Source organism: Novosphingobium sp. FW305-C-30-35, from assembly GCF_058783135.1.
The window spans coordinates 2,449,615-2,468,755 of record NZ_JBYSYJ010000001.1 but is presented as its reverse complement, the minus strand read 5'-3'; the positions used below and the strand labels follow the sequence as shown (position 1 = coordinate 2,468,755).

General features: G+C 58.8%; 15 protein-coding genes, 1 tRNA gene and 3 pseudogenes. 10 read left to right on the top strand and 9 right to left on the bottom strand.

Going from position 1 to position 19,141, the window contains the following annotated elements; translation table 11 throughout:
• The first annotated feature begins 16 nt into the window (after window positions 1–16).
• Window positions 17–1,375, top strand: coding sequence for a peptidylprolyl isomerase (locus AC3WLM_RS12180; protein ID WP_039332619.1), 1,359 nt, complete (start codon window positions 17–19; stop codon window positions 1,373–1,375).
• 3 nt (window positions 1,376–1,378) lie between these two features.
• On the opposite strand, the gene AC3WLM_RS12175 is transcribed toward AC3WLM_RS12180, so the two are convergent.
• Window positions 1,379–2,398, bottom strand: a complete 1,020-nt coding sequence (locus AC3WLM_RS12175) for a DNA topoisomerase IB (RefSeq protein ID WP_039332617.1) — start codon at window positions 2,396–2,398, stop codon at window positions 1,379–1,381.
• 90 nt (window positions 2,399–2,488) lie between these two features.
• Here AC3WLM_RS12175 and yghU point away from each other — a divergent pair, with 90 nt between their 5' ends.
• The 3 genes from yghU to AC3WLM_RS12160 all read left to right on the top strand — a co-directional run bounded on the left by yghU (window position 2,489) and on the right by AC3WLM_RS12160 (window position 4,705).
• Window positions 2,489–3,355 carry a glutathione-dependent disulfide-bond oxidoreductase gene (yghU, locus tag AC3WLM_RS12170; protein ID WP_492477488.1) on the top strand — a complete coding sequence of 289 codons (867 nt, stop codon included), beginning with the start codon at window positions 2,489–2,491 and terminating at the stop codon, window positions 3,353–3,355.
• Between the two features lie 89 nt (window positions 3,356–3,444).
• Window positions 3,445–3,519, top strand: a tRNA-Gln gene (locus AC3WLM_RS12165).
• 268 nt (window positions 3,520–3,787) lie between these two features.
• Window positions 3,788–4,705 (top strand): hypothetical protein, encoded by a 918-nt coding sequence (locus AC3WLM_RS12160; RefSeq protein ID WP_162895854.1) that lies wholly within the window; start codon window positions 3,788–3,790, stop codon window positions 4,703–4,705.
• A 356-nt stretch (window positions 4,706–5,061) separates the two neighbouring features.
• Here the strand turns inward: AC3WLM_RS12160 and AC3WLM_RS12155 are convergent, their stop codons facing one another.
• The 3 genes from AC3WLM_RS12155 to AC3WLM_RS12145 form a co-directional block, all read right to left on the bottom strand.
• The gene (locus tag AC3WLM_RS12155; protein WP_492477487.1) at window positions 5,062–7,554 is read right to left on the bottom strand and encodes an AAA family ATPase; all 2,493 of its coding nucleotides are present in this window, start codon (window positions 7,552–7,554) and stop codon (window positions 5,062–5,064) included.
• A complete protein-coding gene (locus tag AC3WLM_RS12150; protein ID WP_118072276.1) occupies window positions 7,547–7,828 on the bottom strand; it encodes a hypothetical protein in 282 nt (93 codons plus the stop codon). Before AC3WLM_RS12150 ends, AC3WLM_RS12155 begins: the two co-directional genes overlap by 8 nt.
• Before the next feature lie 449 nt (window positions 7,829–8,277).
• Window positions 8,278–8,907 (bottom strand): hypothetical protein, encoded by a 630-nt coding sequence (locus AC3WLM_RS12145; RefSeq protein ID WP_162895855.1) that lies wholly within the window; start codon window positions 8,905–8,907, stop codon window positions 8,278–8,280.
• A 73-nt stretch (window positions 8,908–8,980) separates the two neighbouring features.
• Between AC3WLM_RS12145 and AC3WLM_RS12140 the strand changes: the two genes are divergently transcribed.
• Both AC3WLM_RS12140 and AC3WLM_RS12135 read left to right on the top strand, forming a co-directional pair.
• Window positions 8,981–9,490, top strand: coding sequence for a hypothetical protein (locus AC3WLM_RS12140; RefSeq protein WP_492477486.1), 510 nt, complete (start codon window positions 8,981–8,983; stop codon window positions 9,488–9,490).
• A complete protein-coding gene (locus AC3WLM_RS12135) occupies window positions 9,487–9,891 on the top strand; it encodes a hypothetical protein (RefSeq protein ID WP_492477485.1) in 405 nt (134 codons plus the stop codon). The genes AC3WLM_RS12140 and AC3WLM_RS12135 overlap by 4 nt, the downstream gene beginning before the upstream one ends.
• A 208-nt stretch (window positions 9,892–10,099) precedes the next feature.
• Here AC3WLM_RS12135 and AC3WLM_RS12130 read toward each other — a convergent pair whose 3' ends face one another.
• Both AC3WLM_RS12130 and AC3WLM_RS12125 read right to left on the bottom strand, forming a co-directional pair.
• On the bottom strand, window positions 10,100–11,272 hold the full coding sequence (locus AC3WLM_RS12130) for a hypothetical protein (protein ID WP_118072279.1): 1,173 nt from the start codon (window positions 11,270–11,272) through the stop codon (window positions 10,100–10,102).
• A complete protein-coding gene (locus tag AC3WLM_RS12125) occupies window positions 11,269–11,973 on the bottom strand; it encodes a hypothetical protein (RefSeq protein WP_118072280.1) in 705 nt (234 codons plus the stop codon). Before AC3WLM_RS12125 ends, AC3WLM_RS12130 begins: the two co-directional genes overlap by 4 nt.
• A 133-nt stretch (window positions 11,974–12,106) precedes the next feature.
• On the opposite strand from AC3WLM_RS12125, the gene AC3WLM_RS12120 reads away from it, so the two are divergent.
• Together AC3WLM_RS12120 and AC3WLM_RS12115 are read left to right on the top strand one after the other, a co-directional pair.
• On the top strand, window positions 12,107–12,835 hold the full coding sequence (locus AC3WLM_RS12120; protein ID WP_118072281.1) for a hypothetical protein: 729 nt from the start codon (window positions 12,107–12,109) through the stop codon (window positions 12,833–12,835).
• 342 nt (window positions 12,836–13,177) lie between these two features.
• Window positions 13,178–13,441: pseudogene (locus tag AC3WLM_RS12115) on the top strand (transposase); the annotation flags it as partial.
• A gap of 235 nt (window positions 13,442–13,676) precedes the next feature.
• On the opposite strand, the gene AC3WLM_RS12110 reads toward AC3WLM_RS12115, so the two are convergent.
• Window positions 13,677–14,729, bottom strand: coding sequence for an IS110 family RNA-guided transposase (locus AC3WLM_RS12110; RefSeq protein WP_039338337.1), 1,053 nt, complete (start codon window positions 14,727–14,729; stop codon window positions 13,677–13,679).
• Window positions 14,730–14,900: 171 nt separating this feature from the next.
• Between AC3WLM_RS12110 and AC3WLM_RS12105 the strand changes: the two are divergent.
• Window positions 14,901–15,488, top strand: a pseudogene (locus AC3WLM_RS12105) (IS5 family transposase); the annotation flags it as partial.
• Window positions 15,489–15,875: 387 nt separating this feature from the next.
• Here the strand turns inward: AC3WLM_RS12105 and AC3WLM_RS12100 are convergent.
• Window positions 15,876–16,928 carry an IS110 family RNA-guided transposase gene (locus AC3WLM_RS12100; protein WP_039338337.1) on the bottom strand — a complete coding sequence of 351 codons (1,053 nt, stop codon included), beginning with the start codon at window positions 16,926–16,928 and terminating at the stop codon, window positions 15,876–15,878.
• Between the two features lie 171 nt (window positions 16,929–17,099).
• Between AC3WLM_RS12100 and AC3WLM_RS12095 the strand changes: the two are divergent.
• Window positions 17,100–17,687: pseudogene (locus AC3WLM_RS12095) on the top strand (IS5 family transposase); the annotation flags it as partial.
• A gap of 388 nt (window positions 17,688–18,075) precedes the next feature.
• Here the strand turns inward: AC3WLM_RS12095 and AC3WLM_RS12090 are convergent.
• Window positions 18,076–19,128 carry an IS110 family RNA-guided transposase gene (locus AC3WLM_RS12090; RefSeq protein WP_039338337.1) on the bottom strand — a complete coding sequence of 351 codons (1,053 nt, stop codon included), beginning with the start codon at window positions 19,126–19,128 and terminating at the stop codon, window positions 18,076–18,078.
• Window positions 19,129–19,141 lie beyond the last annotated feature (13 nt).

The following is a 19,141-nucleotide window of genomic DNA, read 5'->3' as shown; positions in this document are numbered from 1 at the left end:
GACAAATTCCAAGACCATGACGTCCAAGCTGAAGATCACCCGCAAGGCGGTTTCGCGCACGCTGGGTTCCACCGCCATGGCGCTCGGCGCGCTTTCGATCGCCGCCTCGCCGGTTCTGGCGCAGGGAGCAAACGCGCCTCTCAACATTCCAGCCAATCCAACCATGTTCGGGACGAACGATCCGAACGTCCGTCGCGCGACCGCCATCATCAATGGCGAGATCGTGACGGGCACCGACGTGGAACAGCGTCTAGCCCTGATCGTGTCGGCCAACGGTGGAAAGATCAGCGCAGAAGAAACCGAACGCCTGCGCATGCAGGTGTTGCGCAATCTGATCGACGAGACGCTACAGATCCAGGAAGCCAAGGCAGCTGACGTACCGGCCGACGACGCTCAGGTGGAATCGACCTATGAGCGCGTGGCCACGCAGAACTTCGGCCAGTCGCCCGAGGCGATGGAAAAGTATCTCGCACGCATCGGCTCTTCGGCAGCTTCGCTCAAGCGCCAGATCCGCGGTGAAATTGCGTGGCAGAACTTGCTGCGACGCAACGTACAGCCCTTCGTCAACATCTCGGAAGGCGAAGTGCAGGAAGCCATCCAGCGCCTGCAGGCCTCGAAGGGCACCGATGAATACCGCATCGGCGAAATCTTCCTCGCCGCAACCGATGAGAACAAGGCTCAGGTCTTTGCGAACGCAGAGAAAATCGTCGAGCAGCTGAAGCAGGGAGGAAGTTTCGTCGCCTATGCCCGGCAGTACTCGGAAGCGTCGACGGCTTCAGTAGGCGGTGATCTGGGCTGGATCCGTCTTGGGCAGCTACCGACCGAGCTGGCGTCAGCTGCGGGATCGATGGCTCCCGGGCAGCTTGCAGGCCCGGTAGAAATCCGTGGTGGATTCTCCATCCTGTACCTCATCGACAAGCGCCAGGTACTTACCGCCGATCCGCGTGATGCCTTGCTCAGCCTCAAGCAGATCTCCATCGAGTTTGCCAAAGGCACCACCAATGAGCAGGCGACCAAGCGCGCAGCCGAGTTTGCTGCGACCGTGAAAGCGATCAAGGGCTGTGGCGATGCCGAAGCGCAAGCCACGAAGATCGGCGCCACTGTTGTCGCCAACGATCAGATCAAGGCCCGTGATCTGCCGGCCCAGCTACAGGACACGTTGCTGAACCTTCAGGTCGGGCAAACAACCCCTCCATTCGGCTCGATCGACGAGGGTGTTCGCGTACTGATGCTCTGCGGTCGCGATGATCCGCAGGTCGCCAGCGGCCCCAACTTTGACGAGATGATGGCGCAGATGGAGGACGATCGCGTGAACAAACGCGCCCAGACCTACCTTCGCGACTTGCGACGCGACGCTGTCATCGAATACAATTGATCATCAACCGGCGGCTCTGATCAGTTCGGCAGCTGTCGGGCCACTTTCTAGCAGCTCCAACAGCCCTCGCTCGTGCCGCGACAACCATCGCGTCGCGCGAGGTAGCCGGAGCTGCTGCCGCCAGTGATCTTGCTCATCGAGCAAGCCAAGCACCGCAGGATGGATATAACTCTTCCGGGCGATTGCTGGCGTGTTGCCGAGGTGGTCCGAGACTTCCGCCAACAGCGTCTTGAGCGAAACCTGATCAGGGGCTTGCGCCAATGTTGCAAAACCAAGCACGCTTGCTCGCCAGGTTCTGAAGTGCTTGGCAGTGAAGTCTTCGCCCATCACCTCGCGCAGCCAGTCGTTGACGTCCGCCGAGCCCACCGGGCAGGGGCAGCCATCTTCGTCTAGGTACTGAAAGAGGTGCTGCCCCGGCAGATCCTGCATCTTTTTCACGAAGCGGACGAGTCCCCGATCAGTTACCTGCATTTCCCGATCCTTGCCCGATTTGGCCCGGAAGCGCAGACGGAGCACCTGTCCCTTCACTTCGGCGTGCCGCATTCTCAGCGTCGTCGCGCCGAAACTGCTGTTGGCTCGCACATAGGCTTCGTTGCCGATGCGTATCCCGCCGGTGTCCAGTAACCGCACGACGCTGGCAATGCAGCGGTCGCGCGAGAGCTTGCTACGCTCCAGTTCATCCGACACGCGCGCTCTGACCAGTGGTAGGAGATGCCCGAATGCGGCACAGCGATCGAACTTCTCGCTTTCCCGTTCGGCTCGGAAGTCGGGATGATAACGATATTGCTTGCGTCCCTTCGCATCGGTCCCCGTCGCCAGAATATGACCGTTAGGAGCGGGACAGTACCAAGTGTCCACATAAGCCGGAGGCAAGGCAATCGCATTCAGACGGGCAATCTCGGCACGGTCGGCGATGCGTCGGCCTTTTGCATCGAAATAGGCCCAGCCTCTGCCGCATCGCCTGCGTGTCACGCCGGGAAGGTTGTCATCGACATGCACGAGTTTTGCGGCTTTGCTCTCCATGAGTTGGCGAACGGCTGCAGAGCACTTGCAGTTCCCGTGACCAGCCGCGATATAGTATGTAACACTAACAAATTTAGAAGGAGCCCCTTGATGTCAGAAGAGTACGTTCCACCCAAGGTCTGGACTTGGGACAAGGCCAATGGCGGCGCCTTCGCCAGCGTCAACCGCCCCATCGCCGGCCCCACAAGCGAGCGCGAGCTGCCCGTCGGCAAGCATCCGTTCCAGGTCTATTCGCTCGGCACGCCTAACGGTCAGAAGGCGACGATCATGCTGGAAGAACTGCTCCAGATGGGCTTCTCCGAAGCGGAATACGACGCTTGGCTGATCAAGATCTTCGATGGTGATCAGTTTACGACGGGCTTCGTCGACATCAACCCGAACTCCAAGATCCCTGCGATGGTCGACAGGTCCGGACCAGATCCGTTTCGGGTTTTCGAATCAGGCGCAATCCTCATGCATCTGGCGGAGAAATTTGGCGTCCTCTTGCCGACATCGGGTCAGGCGCGTGCCGAATGCTTGTCCTGGCTGTTCTGGCAGGTCGGTTCGGCACCCTTCATCGGGGGAGGCTTCGGCCATTTCTACAACTACGCGCCGATCAAGATAGAATACGCCATCGACCGCTATGCGATGGAAACCAAACGCCTGTTCGACGTCGCCAATCGCCAGCTTGCCAAAACCCGCTATCTCGCAGGTGACGATTACACCATCGCCGACCTTGCGACTTACACCTGGTTTGGCAACATCTACCGGGGCGAGGCCTATGGCGAAGCTGCAACTTTCCTTTCGATGCACGAATATGAGCACGTCGGACGCTGGGTCGCGGAAATCGACGCGCGCCCTGGCGTTCTGCGTGGCCGGTTGGTCAATTCGCAAAAGGGCCTTGCGGAACGCCACGACGCAAGCGACTTTGACGCCCTCCCCCCTGAAAAGCTGCAGAGCATCGTCAAGGGCTTCTGACGAAACAGAAGGGGTGAGCCGACCTCCCGCTCACCCCTTTCAAGCCCTCTTGGCATATGGCCTCACCACGCTATAAGCGCGCCTCCTGATGGGGCGTCGCCAAGTGGTAAGGCACCGGTTTTTGGTACCGGCATTCGCAGGTTCGAATCCTGCCGCCCCAGCCAGAGTTCAAAAACCCCGAAAAATAGGGGTTTTGAGCCAAGAGTTGTAGCACCTCGCTGTAGCACCTTCTGTAGCACTCATGCATCTCCCGGTGAGTGAGCGATAGGGTGTTGAAGACAGTAAGACCATATCCCATCTGCGACTCACCAGCTTGCTGCATTCGTCCGAATCGCTCATGCACGGCTCCAGTCCAAAATTGCTTCAGGCGCGCGTGGCTTGATCAGATTTAAGATGGGTATGCGTTTTGCCGAAGCGTCATTCACGTAGGCTGTGGCCGACAAAAACTTCCCTTTTGTGCCGTCCTGCGTTAGCTGCTCTGCACTAAAATCAGCCGCAGGTCAGGCCGCCATTTCGATGCCTTCAACTAACAAGCTCAAGACTTATCGGCGCTCAAACCTATCGTCCAAAAATCCAGCAAAATTGGGCGTGAGAAAGCTGAATCAGGCAATTAGAGAGCAAGCAGAACGAGAGCATGAAGTTGTTCAACTCACTGCGAGAGATGCTCAGATTCGCGCGAGTCTCATGGGCTCAGGGAGATACCCTCCTGACCCTTTGTCAGTATGGGCTGATTTTGAACAATACAGGGATTATACCAACCTGGGTGAGGAACATCTCAATCCTTGGAGAAACGTTGGTCAGTATCTCAAGCTTCATCTCCTACTTCGCGCGACTCTCATTTTCGGTGGCTACTCCTTCACCGCGAAAATCCGGCCAGACCTTGAAAGCAAATGGAGCGCTAATGGCTGCAACCCATCCGAACGAATTTTTAAACTCATCTCGAACGGTTTGGCAGAAGAAGGGCTGAGCAAGCTTCCACTGACATACGTCATCGAAGGAAAAGGGCGACGCGGATACGGCTCGGTCGGCTTACACATCCATGGCTTCGTCCAAACCGAGGATCCACATGTGGCAACGAGACTCAAGGTCATGTTCTCACGGAAGTTCGCTGATCATCCGAAAGGCCGTGCCGCTGCAGGATATGCAGCAAAGGCAGGTGACCCTGTGCAGTTCAAACCGATCTACGACGCAGGTGATCCCGCCAATAATACGGCTGGTCGGTGGGCCTCTTACATCACGAAGAACGTGCTCAGGCTGGATCAGCGTCTTCGGGACAAGCGAATCTTCGTCACGAAAGAAGGGACGGCATTGGCACGTGAGCTTTGGTCGTTCATGCGTGATGAGAGTTGACGAACGTGGTGGTCGAGAAGCTGGCAGGGATCACAATCTGAATCCAGACATGCCAGCGTTGGGTTTGCATGCCCCTTCCCACCGTTCCTTCATCACTCTATTGGAAATGGCGGAAAGAATTGGTCTGGGACAAACCCGCCAGTCGCAATCGCACGCCGGAGCGGCAGGTTTCGGTTGAAGCGAACGTTCGCGGTTGCAATGGAGTAGTCCATGGATGAGCATAGTTGGCTTGTCGCGGACTGGCGGCTCGTGGCGCGGACCGGTCGAACGCTGCCACCGATCGGTCCAGCTCTCAACCTTTAATCGAATGGCTGTCTTTTCAAATCGCCCCCCCGGGGGAGGGGCGGTCAGGAAAATCACGCAGTCTCGGAAGCAGTTGCGGCAGCGGAGAACGCAAATTGCGTTTCACACCCACCATGGGCGCACACCGGCTTGTTTAGTGGAAAAGGCCGCTGATATTTTGTCCGTCCGCAGCCGCTACAAGCAAATTGGCTACGGAACGCCATGAATTCGGCCCAGCGCGTCTTCTCGTCGCCGATCGACCCGTCACCATAGGGGCCTTCCTGAAAATGGCTCCCGAAGTTCTCGACCGTGCCATTAACGAGGCTGTTAATAAAGCGGTTGTTGACGCCGGGCACGTCCGCCGGCGCGAGGCCGATCCTCTTAAGAAATGCACCGATCGCAAGTGCCAATTCCGACCGCTCGTAGGAAAAAGCGCGCTCGAGCGCCCGGATGCGCACATCCACACCAAAGCCGCGCGCAAGACCGAGAAGCCATTCCTCCTCGGCCTGCCTCATCTCGTTTGCTGCAGACTCGCCTGCGTCCCAGCGCGCCTCGATCATTTCGTCCGTCACACGGTGGTCGGCAAACCGCGGACCATAGGCCGGGTCGAGACCGATGATCCGCGTGAAGCTCCAATTCTTTGCAGCGAGCTGGTCTTTAAGATAGTTGAAGAAGCGCTCGTCGTGGGTGACCAAAATGATCTGGAAGTCAGCGAACATCTTCGCGATCAGCGCACCGATCGCGCGGCGGTGGTCTGCATCGTAGGACGTGACGATATCATCGAGCGCAATCACCGGCGCGCCGATGTTGAAGCGCTTGATTGCCGCGAGCCGCAATGCCAGCGCAACCGAATGAATCTGTGAGTCACTAAGATATCCACCGGGTGGGACGCCGTTCCGATTCTCAGAAAAGTCGATGACCAGCTGCATCTTGTGCTGGGTCGTGTCCTCTTCGCCCGGCAATTCGAGCCTTATCGGTTTCGCTCCTGCGCCTTGAATTTCCTGATAGATCTCGTTCATCGGCACCTGGAGCAGGTCGAGCAGCGACTGCACCTTTGCGCGAATAGCATCCGAGATTTGTTTCGCCTGGGCAGTCAACGCTTCATGGAGCTTCCCAAGCTCTTGGGAGGTTCTCACCGCCAAGCCGATTTCCTCCTGTAGCTCGAGCAAGGAGTCGATCTTGGCTTTCGCCTTCACCCAAGTGTGGTCGCCCTGCTTGGCCTCGATATCCAAAATCTGCTGATCCAGGTCCGCGATCAGCGCGGCAATCTTTGGGATAACTTCAGCCGCGTCGGGAGCTTCGGCTGCCGGCCATCCGGCTATGCCAGCCTGATAGGCGATCAGCTGGGACTTGATCCCGGTTCCATCATCGTCAGCCAGGTGCTCAATAAGGGCGGGCAGTCGGACCAGCAATCGGTTGTGGGCAGTCGTCGCAGCCTTGGTGGCGTCATCAAGCGCAGTCTTCGCATCACCGTAGGTCTTCAAATCGTCGAGATGCTCGACGAGGAGATCCCGAATGCCGGTAACACTGCCGGCCTGCGTTTGATCGATCGGCGTCTCACATACCGGGCAAGCTTCGAGTGCGGTGCCATCATCCGCAAATAGCGCTTCAGCTTCCTTCCAAACTGCCCTGAACACCGTGCCGGATGCCTTGTCCCGCTCATCTACTTCCAAGGCCTTCGCATCGACCAGTTCCGCCAACGCCACGCCGAATGACGGGATCGCACCGGATACAACCGGATCGCCGTCATTTTCGGGCTTCGTCTCCAGCCAAAGGGCAGCGGCGGTCGCTCGCACCTGTTTCAAGCCAGCAAGCCCGATCCTGTTTTCCTCGGCCTCGACCCGCTTCTCAACTTCGGCGTAGGCGTTATCCGATGTAGCTAGGACCGCGAATGTCAGCGTGTCATCAAGCGGTGCGACCACCGCTGCGTTGATATGCTCCAGCACTGCCGCGTCGTCCCATTTCTGAAGGGCTTGGGCGGTCTGTTTACAGACTTCGCCATCCAACCGCGTCAGCTCGACCTGACTCTCGGAAGCTGCCTTCACGTCCTTGCGGAGCGCGCGCAGATTTTTCTGCACTTCGACGAGCGGCGTCAGTTGCAGCCATCCGGCGATGTCGGCGTAGCGGGTCTCGGGTTTATGGGTCTCGACGAATGTTCGCAGGGTGTAGCCGCGCACAATCGGAGAGACGACGAACGCCCTTTGCATGGCGACGGCTGTCGCATGAATAGGCCGGTCATTGCCGGCTGCGGCACGATGGCCCTCTGCGACCACTTTTTTGGTGACGGTGGCGAACTTCACGGTGGGCGCGATGCCTGCCGCCTGCGCACCGGTATGTCCGAGGGCAACTGGTCCCGCCTGATTGTTAAGCGAGCGCTGGCCGAGACGCTCTAGCGTGCCGTGCTCGGAGAACAGAAATTCAAGCGCATCGATCACGCTCGATTTGCCACTTCCGTTCGGCGCAAAAATCGCAAGGGACGGCTTCTTGCTGAAATCGAACGTCTTGGGCTGGAGATAGGCCCGGAAACCTTCAAGGGTCAGCGAATGAAATCGGGTGGGATCAGCCATTGGCGACCGCCTCTTCCTCTAGTGCAGCGCGTTTGGCGGCAAGCTCGACGATGGCAGCCTTGGCGTTGGCCACCGCATTGGCGTGCAGCCCCACGGTCAGGAGATTATCGGTGAGAATGCTGGCGAGATCCGCGTCAACACCCTGGGACCCTTTCAGCGTTTCCGCGAGCTTGGTGAGGAAGGTTTCCGGGGTCTCAACCTCTGGCGTCGTAACCTGCTCCACACCATCGGCGATTGCCTCTGCCAGTGCAACTTGTTGGTCATCCTCCGGCATCTTCCCCCCTTCATTGATCAGCTAGTTTTCTTAGGACCGCGCTGTAAGCCAAGGACCGGCATAACATGCGACGGGGCCAGGGTATCTAAGTAACTGCGGTGGGCGGCAGCTATAATGTTGTTGGCAACGCGCATGAAAGGATGGCAGCTTCTGGGCATCGGCTATTTGATACTGAATGGTCGAGATGAAGCGCATACCTGCTGGTCGGTAGCTGCCGGAAGCGGAACGCCGCATCATGTGATCGACTGCCTCTTCGGATCGCGCCTCTCATCGTAACCCATCTACAAGCTGTTCGACGAGAGCACCCTGCTTTGCTGGTTCAACGAACCGGCACAAAGTCTAGCACCGATCGGTGCGGCATCCAATCTACCGCACCGACCAGATAAGAAGACAGACTGTGGAGACCAGATAGACAAATCTGCTCATGGCTTCCAAACACTGGACGCGATCTAAGCGTCCTCGAGAGCATTGACCCCGTTCCACCAAAGCCGCAGTTCACCAAAATCCAGAAACCCTTCGGTGGCCAATATGTTGGTCAGTTCCTCGATTTCCTTGGCGTATGTGCATACGATGTCCCACGCCACCCTCCACAGCCTCTTGACTTCAGCAGTCGCACCGAAGATTTCCGAGCTCTGCGGCGGGTTGGACAGTTGCTCCTTCAACCATCTCGAAAGCTCTGCCAGTGGTTCGCGAGGGTCAAAAACTTCCGTTATCAGCAGGGACGCCAGTTTCTCACCCTCAGCAGCAATTCCTGGCCACATCTTCATCCGTGTCCGTCCAGATGCACGAAGAGCGGCAATCTCAGAAGCAAGGACGCAGACGGTATACCAGTCGTCCACATCCTCCTCGGACAGATTTCTCATGCACGAGGAGCAGGCGCAAATAGCAGCCCACGGAAGCCAGACATCGGAGTCATCGGGGACGTCTTCAATACTAACTTGCTGAACAACAACGCCGAAATGCAGTGTTGCGACGGCATTGGCTGCGGCACGTGCAGCCGGAAAAGATGTAGAATGGATGGTCTTGGCATTTAGCCTTCCAATAGGCTCCTTTAAGATGATGCGAGGAGCCGAACCCAATAACCACGTTTTCCTCTAAAACACTTTGGCTTTCGTTACAGAATCGCGTCCGCGTTTTCCTTGAGGCATCATCTTGAGCCAACCAGCTGAGAGAACAAAAAAGCAGATCCGGTGGCAACGAAACAAAGCGGCGCAACGCGCACGCCAGCGTGCTCAAAGACAGCCAGCAGAGCTGGCGCCCGACTTTCTTCATGCTTTAGATGTCGAACGTATGAAACGCGGCAGCTGGGATGCAATCCGTTGGGCATGGAACAGACCGGAGCTGAATTATTGGACTTCGAACGGCGGACCACATTGGCTGCGAAAATATGGGGGGCATTGGCATGCTTTCGCGGCCAATATTTGGACAGCAATAGTCGAGCTTGAGGCGCAGCTCGGTCCTGGCAAAGCTACTCCGACGCGGATTTCTCGGCATTTGGCTATGAAAGGTTGGTTGGCGGGGTATACGGAAAACACCGCTCGGATACGTGTCAATCGCGCACGAGCCACCATCATAGCTCTGGAGCAAGCAGCTCGTAATGACCCGAATGCAGAGTTCTGGCTGCCATTCCATTTTAGCAATGACGATGCCGGCTCGAGTTGAACGAGACCAACACCACCTTGGCTATGACCCATGCGCTTGGCAAGACAGCCCACCTCGATTTCCCACCCGTTTCCATTGATCATTCAATTTATAACACTCGCATCAACAACGAAGCGAGTAACAGCATGAAACTTTTCAAGATTTCCGACATCAATCTCGTCGAGCCATTTACCGTGGTTGCAGAGTCACGAGACCGCGCCGCGGACTACTTCATCGCATGCCTCAATCGCGGCTTCGGGCACGTGCCGGTGATCGAATATGCCGTGACCCTGTGGAACCCCAAAAACATCGACGACCATAAAGGGTTGCGGGAAGTTCTCGGGCAGCCAGGAACAGTGTGGACTTGGGAGGGACGTGAGCGGTGGGAGTTCGCCAACCCCTTTGACATCGACGTCCGCTAAATCGTGGGGTGATATCACGCTCGGTGCCCCAGGATCGAGAAGTCCTAGAGCGCCGAGCTTTCATTGAACGGGGTGCCGCCGATCCGCCGGTGCTGGATTCCGTCGGTTATACCGAGGCGTTAGGAGGTGCCGCTGCCGAAGCGAGGCATTCGGACGACATATCAGCGCCGGGAAGTCTTCTCCGCGAGAACGCCGAAACGCCTAAGCCTCAGCCCTCCGACGCCGGCATGAATAGAACCGGCGCCTCGGTTTCCTCCTGCGCACTGCGCAACCAGTCACGGGGCGAGATGCCCTGTGCTTCGATCGCGAGAAGCGGTGCCGGCCGGGTTGCGAGTGCCGCTTCTCGGTCGCGCAATTTGCGCGCAACGGGTCGGGCTCTTTCGCTGGCACTGGTAAGCTCGAGCGACCAAGCCTGACTGCCCGGCTCGACCGCTTTGGCCTCAACCTCTTGTCGGGCGAGATCGGCGAGGCCGAGTCGTCCTGTAAGATTCTGTAGCGTGCGCGATGCATCGCGAGCTGCTTCGCTGCTCGCCGCAGTTTCATTGCAGGCCGCGAGAGCAGAGAAGCGCAGACCCGACGCAAGCGCGAAAGCGTCCAGCATCGGATCCGCCGGCGCGTATCCATCCGGGCCCGCAAGCAGATATTCGGCGCGTCCAGCAAACCTGTTTTGAAGCCGGTGCGCCTCGCGAGCCACGTCGTGCCACTGACGCTCGGCGCGACCCGCATCGGTCAACAACCAAGCCTCGTCCATCTGCTCGGCGATCGTTTTTAGAGCGGAGAAATCAGTCTCGATGATGTCACGGCGGACCTCCTCGATCTGCGCACTCACTGCGTGAATCAAATTGGCCACGTCATCGACGGCACGCCTAACCCCATCGATCTTGGCTGATACCATGGCGAAGCCGGCCATCGACACACCGATACCAGCTGCTCCGAGGGCCAAATTGGCAATACCCATGTCATTCAGCACGTCCACGCCGCTGCGGAGATGATCAATGCCGCCCGACATGGGCTCGAGCTTGTCTTCAATGCGGGCGATGCCGCCTTCCACTCGCCCTAAGCTTGCCTCTACTCGATTGGAGCTCTGTCCTAGCGCCGCTACGGCATCTTCGATCCGGTGTGCGGTCCGGCTGGTGTCGAATGTTTTTTGCACCGCGGTTACGCCGAGATAGGCGGCGGCGACGGGCGCCGTTGCAGGATTTGCCAAGGCGACGAGCGCCGCCATGGCGCGCGTCTCCTGCATGTAGCCGACAACCTTCCCCGTGGACATGTCTCGGAGCATTGATCCGAACGGCCCGACCTTCCCGGTCTGAATGAACGTGATCACTTCCTTGGACGCGTGCTTAAGCGCGTATCGCCCGGCCGTCTGTATAATGCTCATTGAATACTTGCCCTTGCTTCACCGCAGACGCTATCGATCAGATCGGTCACTTGCGCGAGAACCGGTCGAGGGTCTCCAGCGCTGCCCATCCATCTCGTGCCGATCCGAACAGCAGCCGCAGAACGCAGGCGCTCATACAGGCCGGCACGCGTCTGCAAAGTTCGCTCAGCGGCGACCCCTGCTTCCCAAACAGCATTTGCCGCCATTTCCCCGAGCTCGCTGACCTTCCGGACAAGCGTGAGATTCCCTAGTGACCAACTGCTCGAGGTAGAGGCTTCGGATTGGGAGACTTCGGCCGTCGAACCATCCGACGAACCCGAACCGCCGACAAGATCGCGGTTCACGTGCGCCTGATCCTCGCTTACGGCAGCAATTGGAAAATCAAATCCCGTGCTTGCTGAGAGCGCGTTGCCATAGGGCTCGAAGGTCGGCGAAATGGCCGCGAGCTCGCGGCCAGCGGATTGCAACAGGCGCTCCAGTGCGCTCGGCACAGCCTCACACATCAAAGCATCGATGCGGTGATCCGCAAAATTTGCCGGGTCCCATACGCTGTCCTTGAGGCTTGCCTGATCAAGGCTGGACTCGAACCTGCTGCGCGCTTCGTCGGCAAGGTTGTTAAGCAGGTGGTAGGCAGCCAGAACTTGGCGGTCACGCCACTCAGCAAGTGCTTGCCGCTCTAGTGCAGCTTGCCAGTCAAGCATCGCGCTGGAATCCCCCACTAATCTTCCGTGCTCGGGGAATGGACGGAGAAACGGGTGCTGTCCACCACGAAGAAGCCAACGGACCGAAAACGATGTAGAGCTGGTGCGAGCGTTCAGTCCTGAGGTGCATCGAATGACCGTCATTGCCTGGATCATTGCCGGACTTCTGATGATCATTCTGGGCCGAGCTCTGGCTCCGTTGATCGCTGCCCTTGTGCTTATAGCCATCAAAGTGACCTGCGCCGCCGCATTAGGAGTCGGGACGGCCCTTGCCGTGAGTTACGCCGCAAACCAAGCGGGGTATCCAGCGCCGGAGATTGCCGGTGCAGCGGCGGGGTTGCTGCTGTTTCTGACGGTGGCGAACGCACTCTTGCACCAAACTGGTGCGGTAAAGGACCACCCCTCCCCGACGACATCAAGTTGCGCCGCTAATGACCCGCGACAGCCAGAACTCGCTGACGAAGGCGATCGGCCATTGGAATCCGATCCTGTCGTCCAAGCGGCATGGGCAAAAGCGGAACAGCTGGTCGGCGCAAACAGAGAGCTTAACTCGGCCCGCAGAAGCTGTGCAGCGTTGCTCCGGCTCGCAAACGAAGATGAACTCGACGTCCGGCTGATAGATCTGGCCGCAATGGTTACCCGCAATGTTCCAGCTTTGGTGGCCGAAGTCAGTGCGCTCTGGATCGATGGAACTCCGCAGGAGCGGCGAAACCTTGCCGAAGGATTGTCCAACGATCTGGTAAGTTTGGGCGAGGCATCGGCAAAAGAGGTCGAACGACGTCGATCTGAAAGAAAATCGAGGCTTACTGCATTGCGGGCACACGTCGCAGCTCGGATCGGGGACGAGAATGAAGGTGGTTAGGCTCTGGACCCGCCTTGGGTCTCATCAGTCCGGCTTCGGCAAAAATCCTCGGCCTGCTGTGTTGCCAGATTCAGAACGCGGGACCAAGCTAGGCGGGAAAACGCGCCAGATGCCATCTTCGCAACAGTGGGCAATGCCGGACTTGCCTGCAAACATTTCATCTCGGAGCGTGATCTTATTTCCGTGCAAAAGCCACGCTGAGATTTCGACGGCTGCCCCAAACTGGGCGTCCCACCCGTTGAGGTGGCGACTGTAGGCGTGGAGCAGTTTCGTCGCCTGTGACGTGACCCCCTGATTTTCCTCCAAGCTTGATTAGAGTCCGGCCATTGGAAGGACGGACAGATGAAGCGAACGAGGTTCACGGAAGAGCAGATCATTGGCGTGCTGAAGGAAGCGGAGGCGGGTGCGAAGACCGCTGACCTGGCCCGGCGGCACGGTGTGTCGGAAGCGACGATCTACAACTGGAAGGCCAAGTATGGCGGCCTGGAGGTGTCGGACGCGAAGCGGCTGAGGGCGCTCGAGGACGAGAACGCCAAGCTGAAGCGGCTGCTGGCCGAGGCCATGCTGGACAACGCTGGCCTGAAGGATCTTCTCGCAAAAAATGTATGACCCGCCCTGTCCATGCAAGGGTCGATCGGTGGTGACGGTGCCAGTCTGCACAAATGTATCCGGCCTCTCGCGAGTGGACCGCTGTTGCGGCCAGGCCTTGATGAGATCCGCGCGTATCGTTCTCGGATAAATGCTTCGGGCTGGTAGCCCGTTTTTTTGACGGAGCTTACGATACGCAGGTCAACTGTTTCGTCATCACGCTCACGAACCTCGCAGTCTGTAGCGGTCCAGATCAGCCGAAGGCTGGATCCCTCCGCTCGTAACTGGCACCGGGCTTCGTCAGCACGACCCACAAGATGCGGGCGATCTTGGCTGCCAAGGCGACGGTGACCTTGTTCTTATGCATTCGGCGTTCCAGCCCATCAAGCCATGGCCCCAGGCGGTCCCGGCTTCGGTCGAGATGCGTCACGCAGGATCTAGCTCCGTGGATGATCATGCGCCGGAGGTACTTGTTGCCACGTTTGCTGATGCCGAGCAGCCTCGTTTTGCCCCCAGTAGAGTACTCCCGTGGCACGAGCCCAAGCCATGCCGCCAGATCGCGAGCTTTGCGGAACTGACGCCCCGTGCCGGCCGATGCAAGCAAGGCGGTGGCCCCCAGTGGGCCGACACCGGGTACAGTCATTAAGCGACGGGCCGTATCGCTGCGCGCTGCGATAGCTTCGATCTCGCGGTTCATGGCGGCGATGCGCTGTTCGAGATCGCCGAGTTCCCCGAATACCTCAGTCAGCATTCGGCGCATGGCGGGCGTGAGCTCATTGTCCATATCCCCGAGCACCCGTGGCATGTCGGCTTTGAACTTGCCGGCACCTTGGTGGATTGCGATGCCGTATTCCAGGCAAAAGGCGCGCATCTGACTGATCAGTCGCGTGCGATGAGCGATCATCCTGTCCCGGACGCGGTGCAGAGCCTGCAGGTCAATCTGTTCCGGCGACCGGATCTCCACGAAGCGCATCGTCGGCCTGGTTACCGCTTCTGCGATGGCTTCGGCGTCGATGATATCGTTCTTGTTCGACTTCACGAACGGCTTCACGAACTGTGCCGGCACGATCCGCACAATGTGACCCATCGCTTGAAGTTTGCGCGCAAGCCACTGCGAACCGGGACACGCTTCCATCCCCACCAACACCGGCGACGCACGCTCAAAGAACTGCAGCAACGTCTCCCGTCTGAAGGTGGCTTTCTGGATCGGTGCGTGAGAAGCATCGAGGCCGACGACGTGAAAGACCGTCTTGCCGATGTCGATGCCGAACACGGCTGCATCTCTTGGCTTGTTCCGTATGCTCATTGCATCCTCCTTCTTGATCGCTCGACTGTGGATGGAAGGACAGGGCGGGTCATCCCATTATTGGTGACGCCCGCTGCCAAGCGAGAGGCGGTCGCACGTCTCCAGGCATTCCTGGGGATGAGTGAGCGGCGGGCGTGTCGTGTGATAGGCGCTGACCGGAAGAGCATGCGCTACGCCTGGCGCGATGCCGGTCTGTTTGAAGCCATCAACACCGTGCTGGTTATGAACTTGCGGGGAATCGAAGGACGCGAAGCCTCGCCGAGTGCTGGAGTGATCGATAGCCAGTCGGTGAAGACCACTGAAAGTGGCGGAATTACGGGCTTTGACGCTGGCAAGAAGGTCAAAGGCCGCAAGCGGCACATCCTGACAGACACCTGCGGCTTCCTGATCTTGATTCTCGTCCACACCGCCGACATTCAGGATCGCGACGGTGCTGTCGATGTGCTGGCCGCTGTTCGCACGCGGTTCCCCTGGCTGCGCCATGTGTTCGCTGATGGCGGCTATGCCGGCGACAAACTACGATCCGCTCTCGTCGGCATGGGCAGGTGGACAATCCAGATCATCAAGCGTTCCGACAAAGCCAAGGGCTTCGAGGTGCTACCACGCCGATGGGTTGTAGAGCGAACCTTCGCATGGCTTGGCCGCTGCCGACGCCTTGCCAAGGACTGGGAAAAGTCCATCGCGTCTTCAACCGCATGGGCACTCATAGCTTCAATCCGAATGCTCACGCGCCGAACCGCAAGATATTGCTGGAATTGAGAAACTTCTGAATCAGGCACTAAGGGGTGAAGCGCACGGTCAAAGTGTCGCGACGTTCGGTGGACGCATTGGACCGCTCGGCAGAAACTCGCAGTGCGTCGACCGTTGCTCGCGTCCGAGGTGCCATTTTCAGTCTTCTTGACAAAAATGTATGACCCGCCCTGTCCATGCAAGGGTCGATCGGTGGTGACGGTGCCAGTCTGCACAAATGTATCCGGCCTCTCGCGAGTGGACCGCTGTTGCGGCCAGGCCTTGATGAGATCCGCGCGTATCGTTCTCGGATAAATGCTTCGGGCTGGTAGCCCGTTTTTTTGACGGAGCTTACGATACGCAGGTCAACTGTTTCGTCATCACGCTCACGAACCTCGCAGTCTGTAGCGGTCCAGATCAGCCGAAGGCTGGATCCCTCCGCTCGTAACTGGCACCGGGCTTCGTCAGCACGACCCACAAGATGCGGGCGATCTTGGCTGCCAAGGCGACGGTGACCTTGTTCTTATGCATTCGGCGTTCCAGCCCATCAAGCCATGGCCCCAGGCGGTCCCGGCTTCGGTCGAGATGCGTCACGCAGGATCTAGCTCCGTGGATGATCATGCGCCGGAGGTACTTGTTGCCACGTTTGCTGATGCCGAGCAGCCTCGTTTTGCCCCCAGTAGAGTACTCCCGTGGCACGAGCCCAAGCCATGCCGCCAGATCGCGAGCTTTGCGGAACTGACGCCCCGTGCCGGCCGATGCAAGCAAGGCGGTGGCCCCCAGTGGGCCGACACCGGGTACAGTCATTAAGCGACGGGCCGTATCGCTGCGCGCTGCGATAGCTTCGATCTCGCGGTTCATGGCGGCGATGCGCTGTTCGAGATCGCCGAGTTCCCCGAATACCTCAGTCAGCATTCGGCGCATGGCGGGCGTGAGCTCATTGTCCATATCCCCGAGCACCCGTGGCATGTCGGCTTTGAACTTGCCGGCACCTTGGTGGATTGCGATGCCGTATTCCAGGCAAAAGGCGCGCATCTGACTGATCAGTCGCGTGCGATGAGCGATCATCCTGTCCCGGACGCGGTGCAGAGCCTGCAGGTCAATCTGTTCCGGCGACCGGATCTCCACGAAGCGCATCGTCGGCCTGGTTACCGCTTCTGCGATGGCTTCGGCGTCGATGATATCGTTCTTGTTCGACTTCACGAACGGCTTCACGAACTGTGCCGGCACGATCCGCACAATGTGACCCATCGCTTGAAGTTTGCGCGCAAGCCACTGCGAACCGGGACACGCTTCCATCCCCACCAACACCGGCGACGCACGCTCAAAGAACTGCAGCAACGTCTCCCGTCTGAAGGTGGCTTTCTGGATCGGTGCGTGAGAAGCATCGAGGCCGACGACGTGAAAGACCGTCTTGCCGATGTCGATGCCGAACACGGCTGCATCTCTTGGCTTGTTCCGTATGCTCATTGCATCCTCCTTCTTGATCGCTCGACTGTGGATGGAAGGACAGGGCGGGTCATCCCATTATTGGTGACGCCCGCTGCCAAGCGAGAGGCGGTCGCACGTCTCCAGGCATTCCTGGGGATGAGTGAGCGGCGGGCGTGTCGTGTGATAGGCGCTGACCGGAAGAGCATGCGCTACGCCTGGCGCGATGCCGGTCTGTTTGAAGCCATCAACACCGTGCTGGTTATGAACTTGCGGGGAATCGAAGGACGCGAAGCCTCGCCGAGTGCTGGAGTGATCGATAGCCAGTCGGTGAAGACCACTGAAAGTGGCGGAATTACGGGCTTTGACGCTGGCAAGAAGGTCAAAGGCCGCAAGCGGCACATCCTGACAGACACCTGCGGCTTCCTGATCTTGATTCTCGTCCACACCGCCGACATTCAGGATCGCGACGGTGCTGTCGATGTGCTGGCCGCTGTTCGCACGCGGTTCCCCTGGCTGCGCCATGTGTTCGCTGATGGCGGCTATGCCGGCGACAAACTACGATCCGCTCTCGTCGGCATGGGCAGGTGGACAATCCAGATCATCAAGCGTTCCGACAAAGCCAAGGGCTTCGAGGTGCTACCACGCCGATGGGTTGTAGAGCGAACCTTCGCATGGCTTGGCCGCTGCCGACGCCTTGCCAAGGACTGGGAAAAGTCCATCGCGTCTTCAACCGCATGGGCACTCATAGCTTCAATCCGAATGCTCACGCGCCGAACCGCAAGATATTGCTGGAATTGAGAAACTTCTGAATCAGGCACTAAGGGGTGAAGCGCACGGTCAAAGTGTCGCGACGTTCGGTGGACGCATTGGACCGCTCGGCAGAAACTCGCAGTGCGTCGACCGTTGCTCGCGTCCGAGGTGCCATTTTCAGTCTTCTTGACAAAAAATGTATGACCCGCCCTGTCCATGCAAGGGTCGATCGGTGGTGACGGTGCCAGTCTGCACAAATGTATCCGGCCTCTCGCGAGTGGACCGCTGTTGCGGCCAGGCCTTGATGAGATCCGCGCGTATCGTTCTCGGATAAATGCTTCGGGCTGGTAGCCCGTTTTTTTGACGGAGCTTACGATACGCAGGTCAACTGTTTCGTCATCACGCTCACGAACCTCGCAGTCTGTAGCGGTCCAGATCAGCCGAAGGCTGGATCCCTCCGCTCGTAACTGGCACCGGGCTTCGTCAGCACGACCCACAAGATGCGGGCGATCTTGGCTGCCAAGGCGACGGTGACCTTGTTCTTATGCATTCGGCGTTCCAGCCCATCAAGCCATGGCCCCAGGCGGTCCCGGCTTCGGTCGAGATGCGTCACGCAGGATCTAGCTCCGTGGATGATCATGCGCCGGAGGTACTTGTTGCCACGTTTGCTGATGCCGAGCAGCCTCGTTTTGCCCCCAGTAGAGTACTCCCGTGGCACGAGCCCAAGCCATGCCGCCAGATCGCGAGCTTTGCGGAACTGACGCCCCGTGCCGGCCGATGCAAGCAAGGCGGTGGCCCCCAGTGGGCCGACACCGGGTACAGTCATTAAGCGACGGGCCGTATCGCTGCGCGCTGCGATAGCTTCGATCTCGCGGTTCATGGCGGCGATGCGCTGTTCGAGATCGCCGAGTTCCCCGAATACCTCAGTCAGCATTCGGCGCATGGCGGGCGTGAGCTCATTGTCCATATCCCCGAGCACCCGTGGCATGTCGGCTTTGAACTTGCCGGCACCTTGGTGGATTGCGATGCCGTATTCCAGGCAAAAGGCGCGCATCTGACTGATCAGTCGCGTGCGATGAGCGATCATCCTGTCCCGGACGCGGTGCAGAGCCTGCAGGTCAATCTGTTCCGGCGACCGGATCTCCACGAAGCGCATCGTCGGCCTGGTTACCGCTTCTGCGATGGCTTCGGCGTCGATGATATCGTTCTTGTTCGACTTCACGAACGGCTTCACGAACTGTGCCGGCACGATCCGCACAATGTGACCCATCGCTTGAAGTTTGCGCGCAAGCCACTGCGAACCGGGACACGCTTCCATCCCCACCAACACCGGCGACGCACGCTCAAAGAACTGCAGCAACGTCTCCCGTCTGAAGGTGGCTTTCTGGATCGGTGCGTGAGAAGCATCGAGGCCGACGACGTGAAAGACCGTCTTGCCGATGTCGATGCCGAACACGGCTGCATCTCTTGGCTTGTTCCGTATGCTCATTGCATCCTCCTTC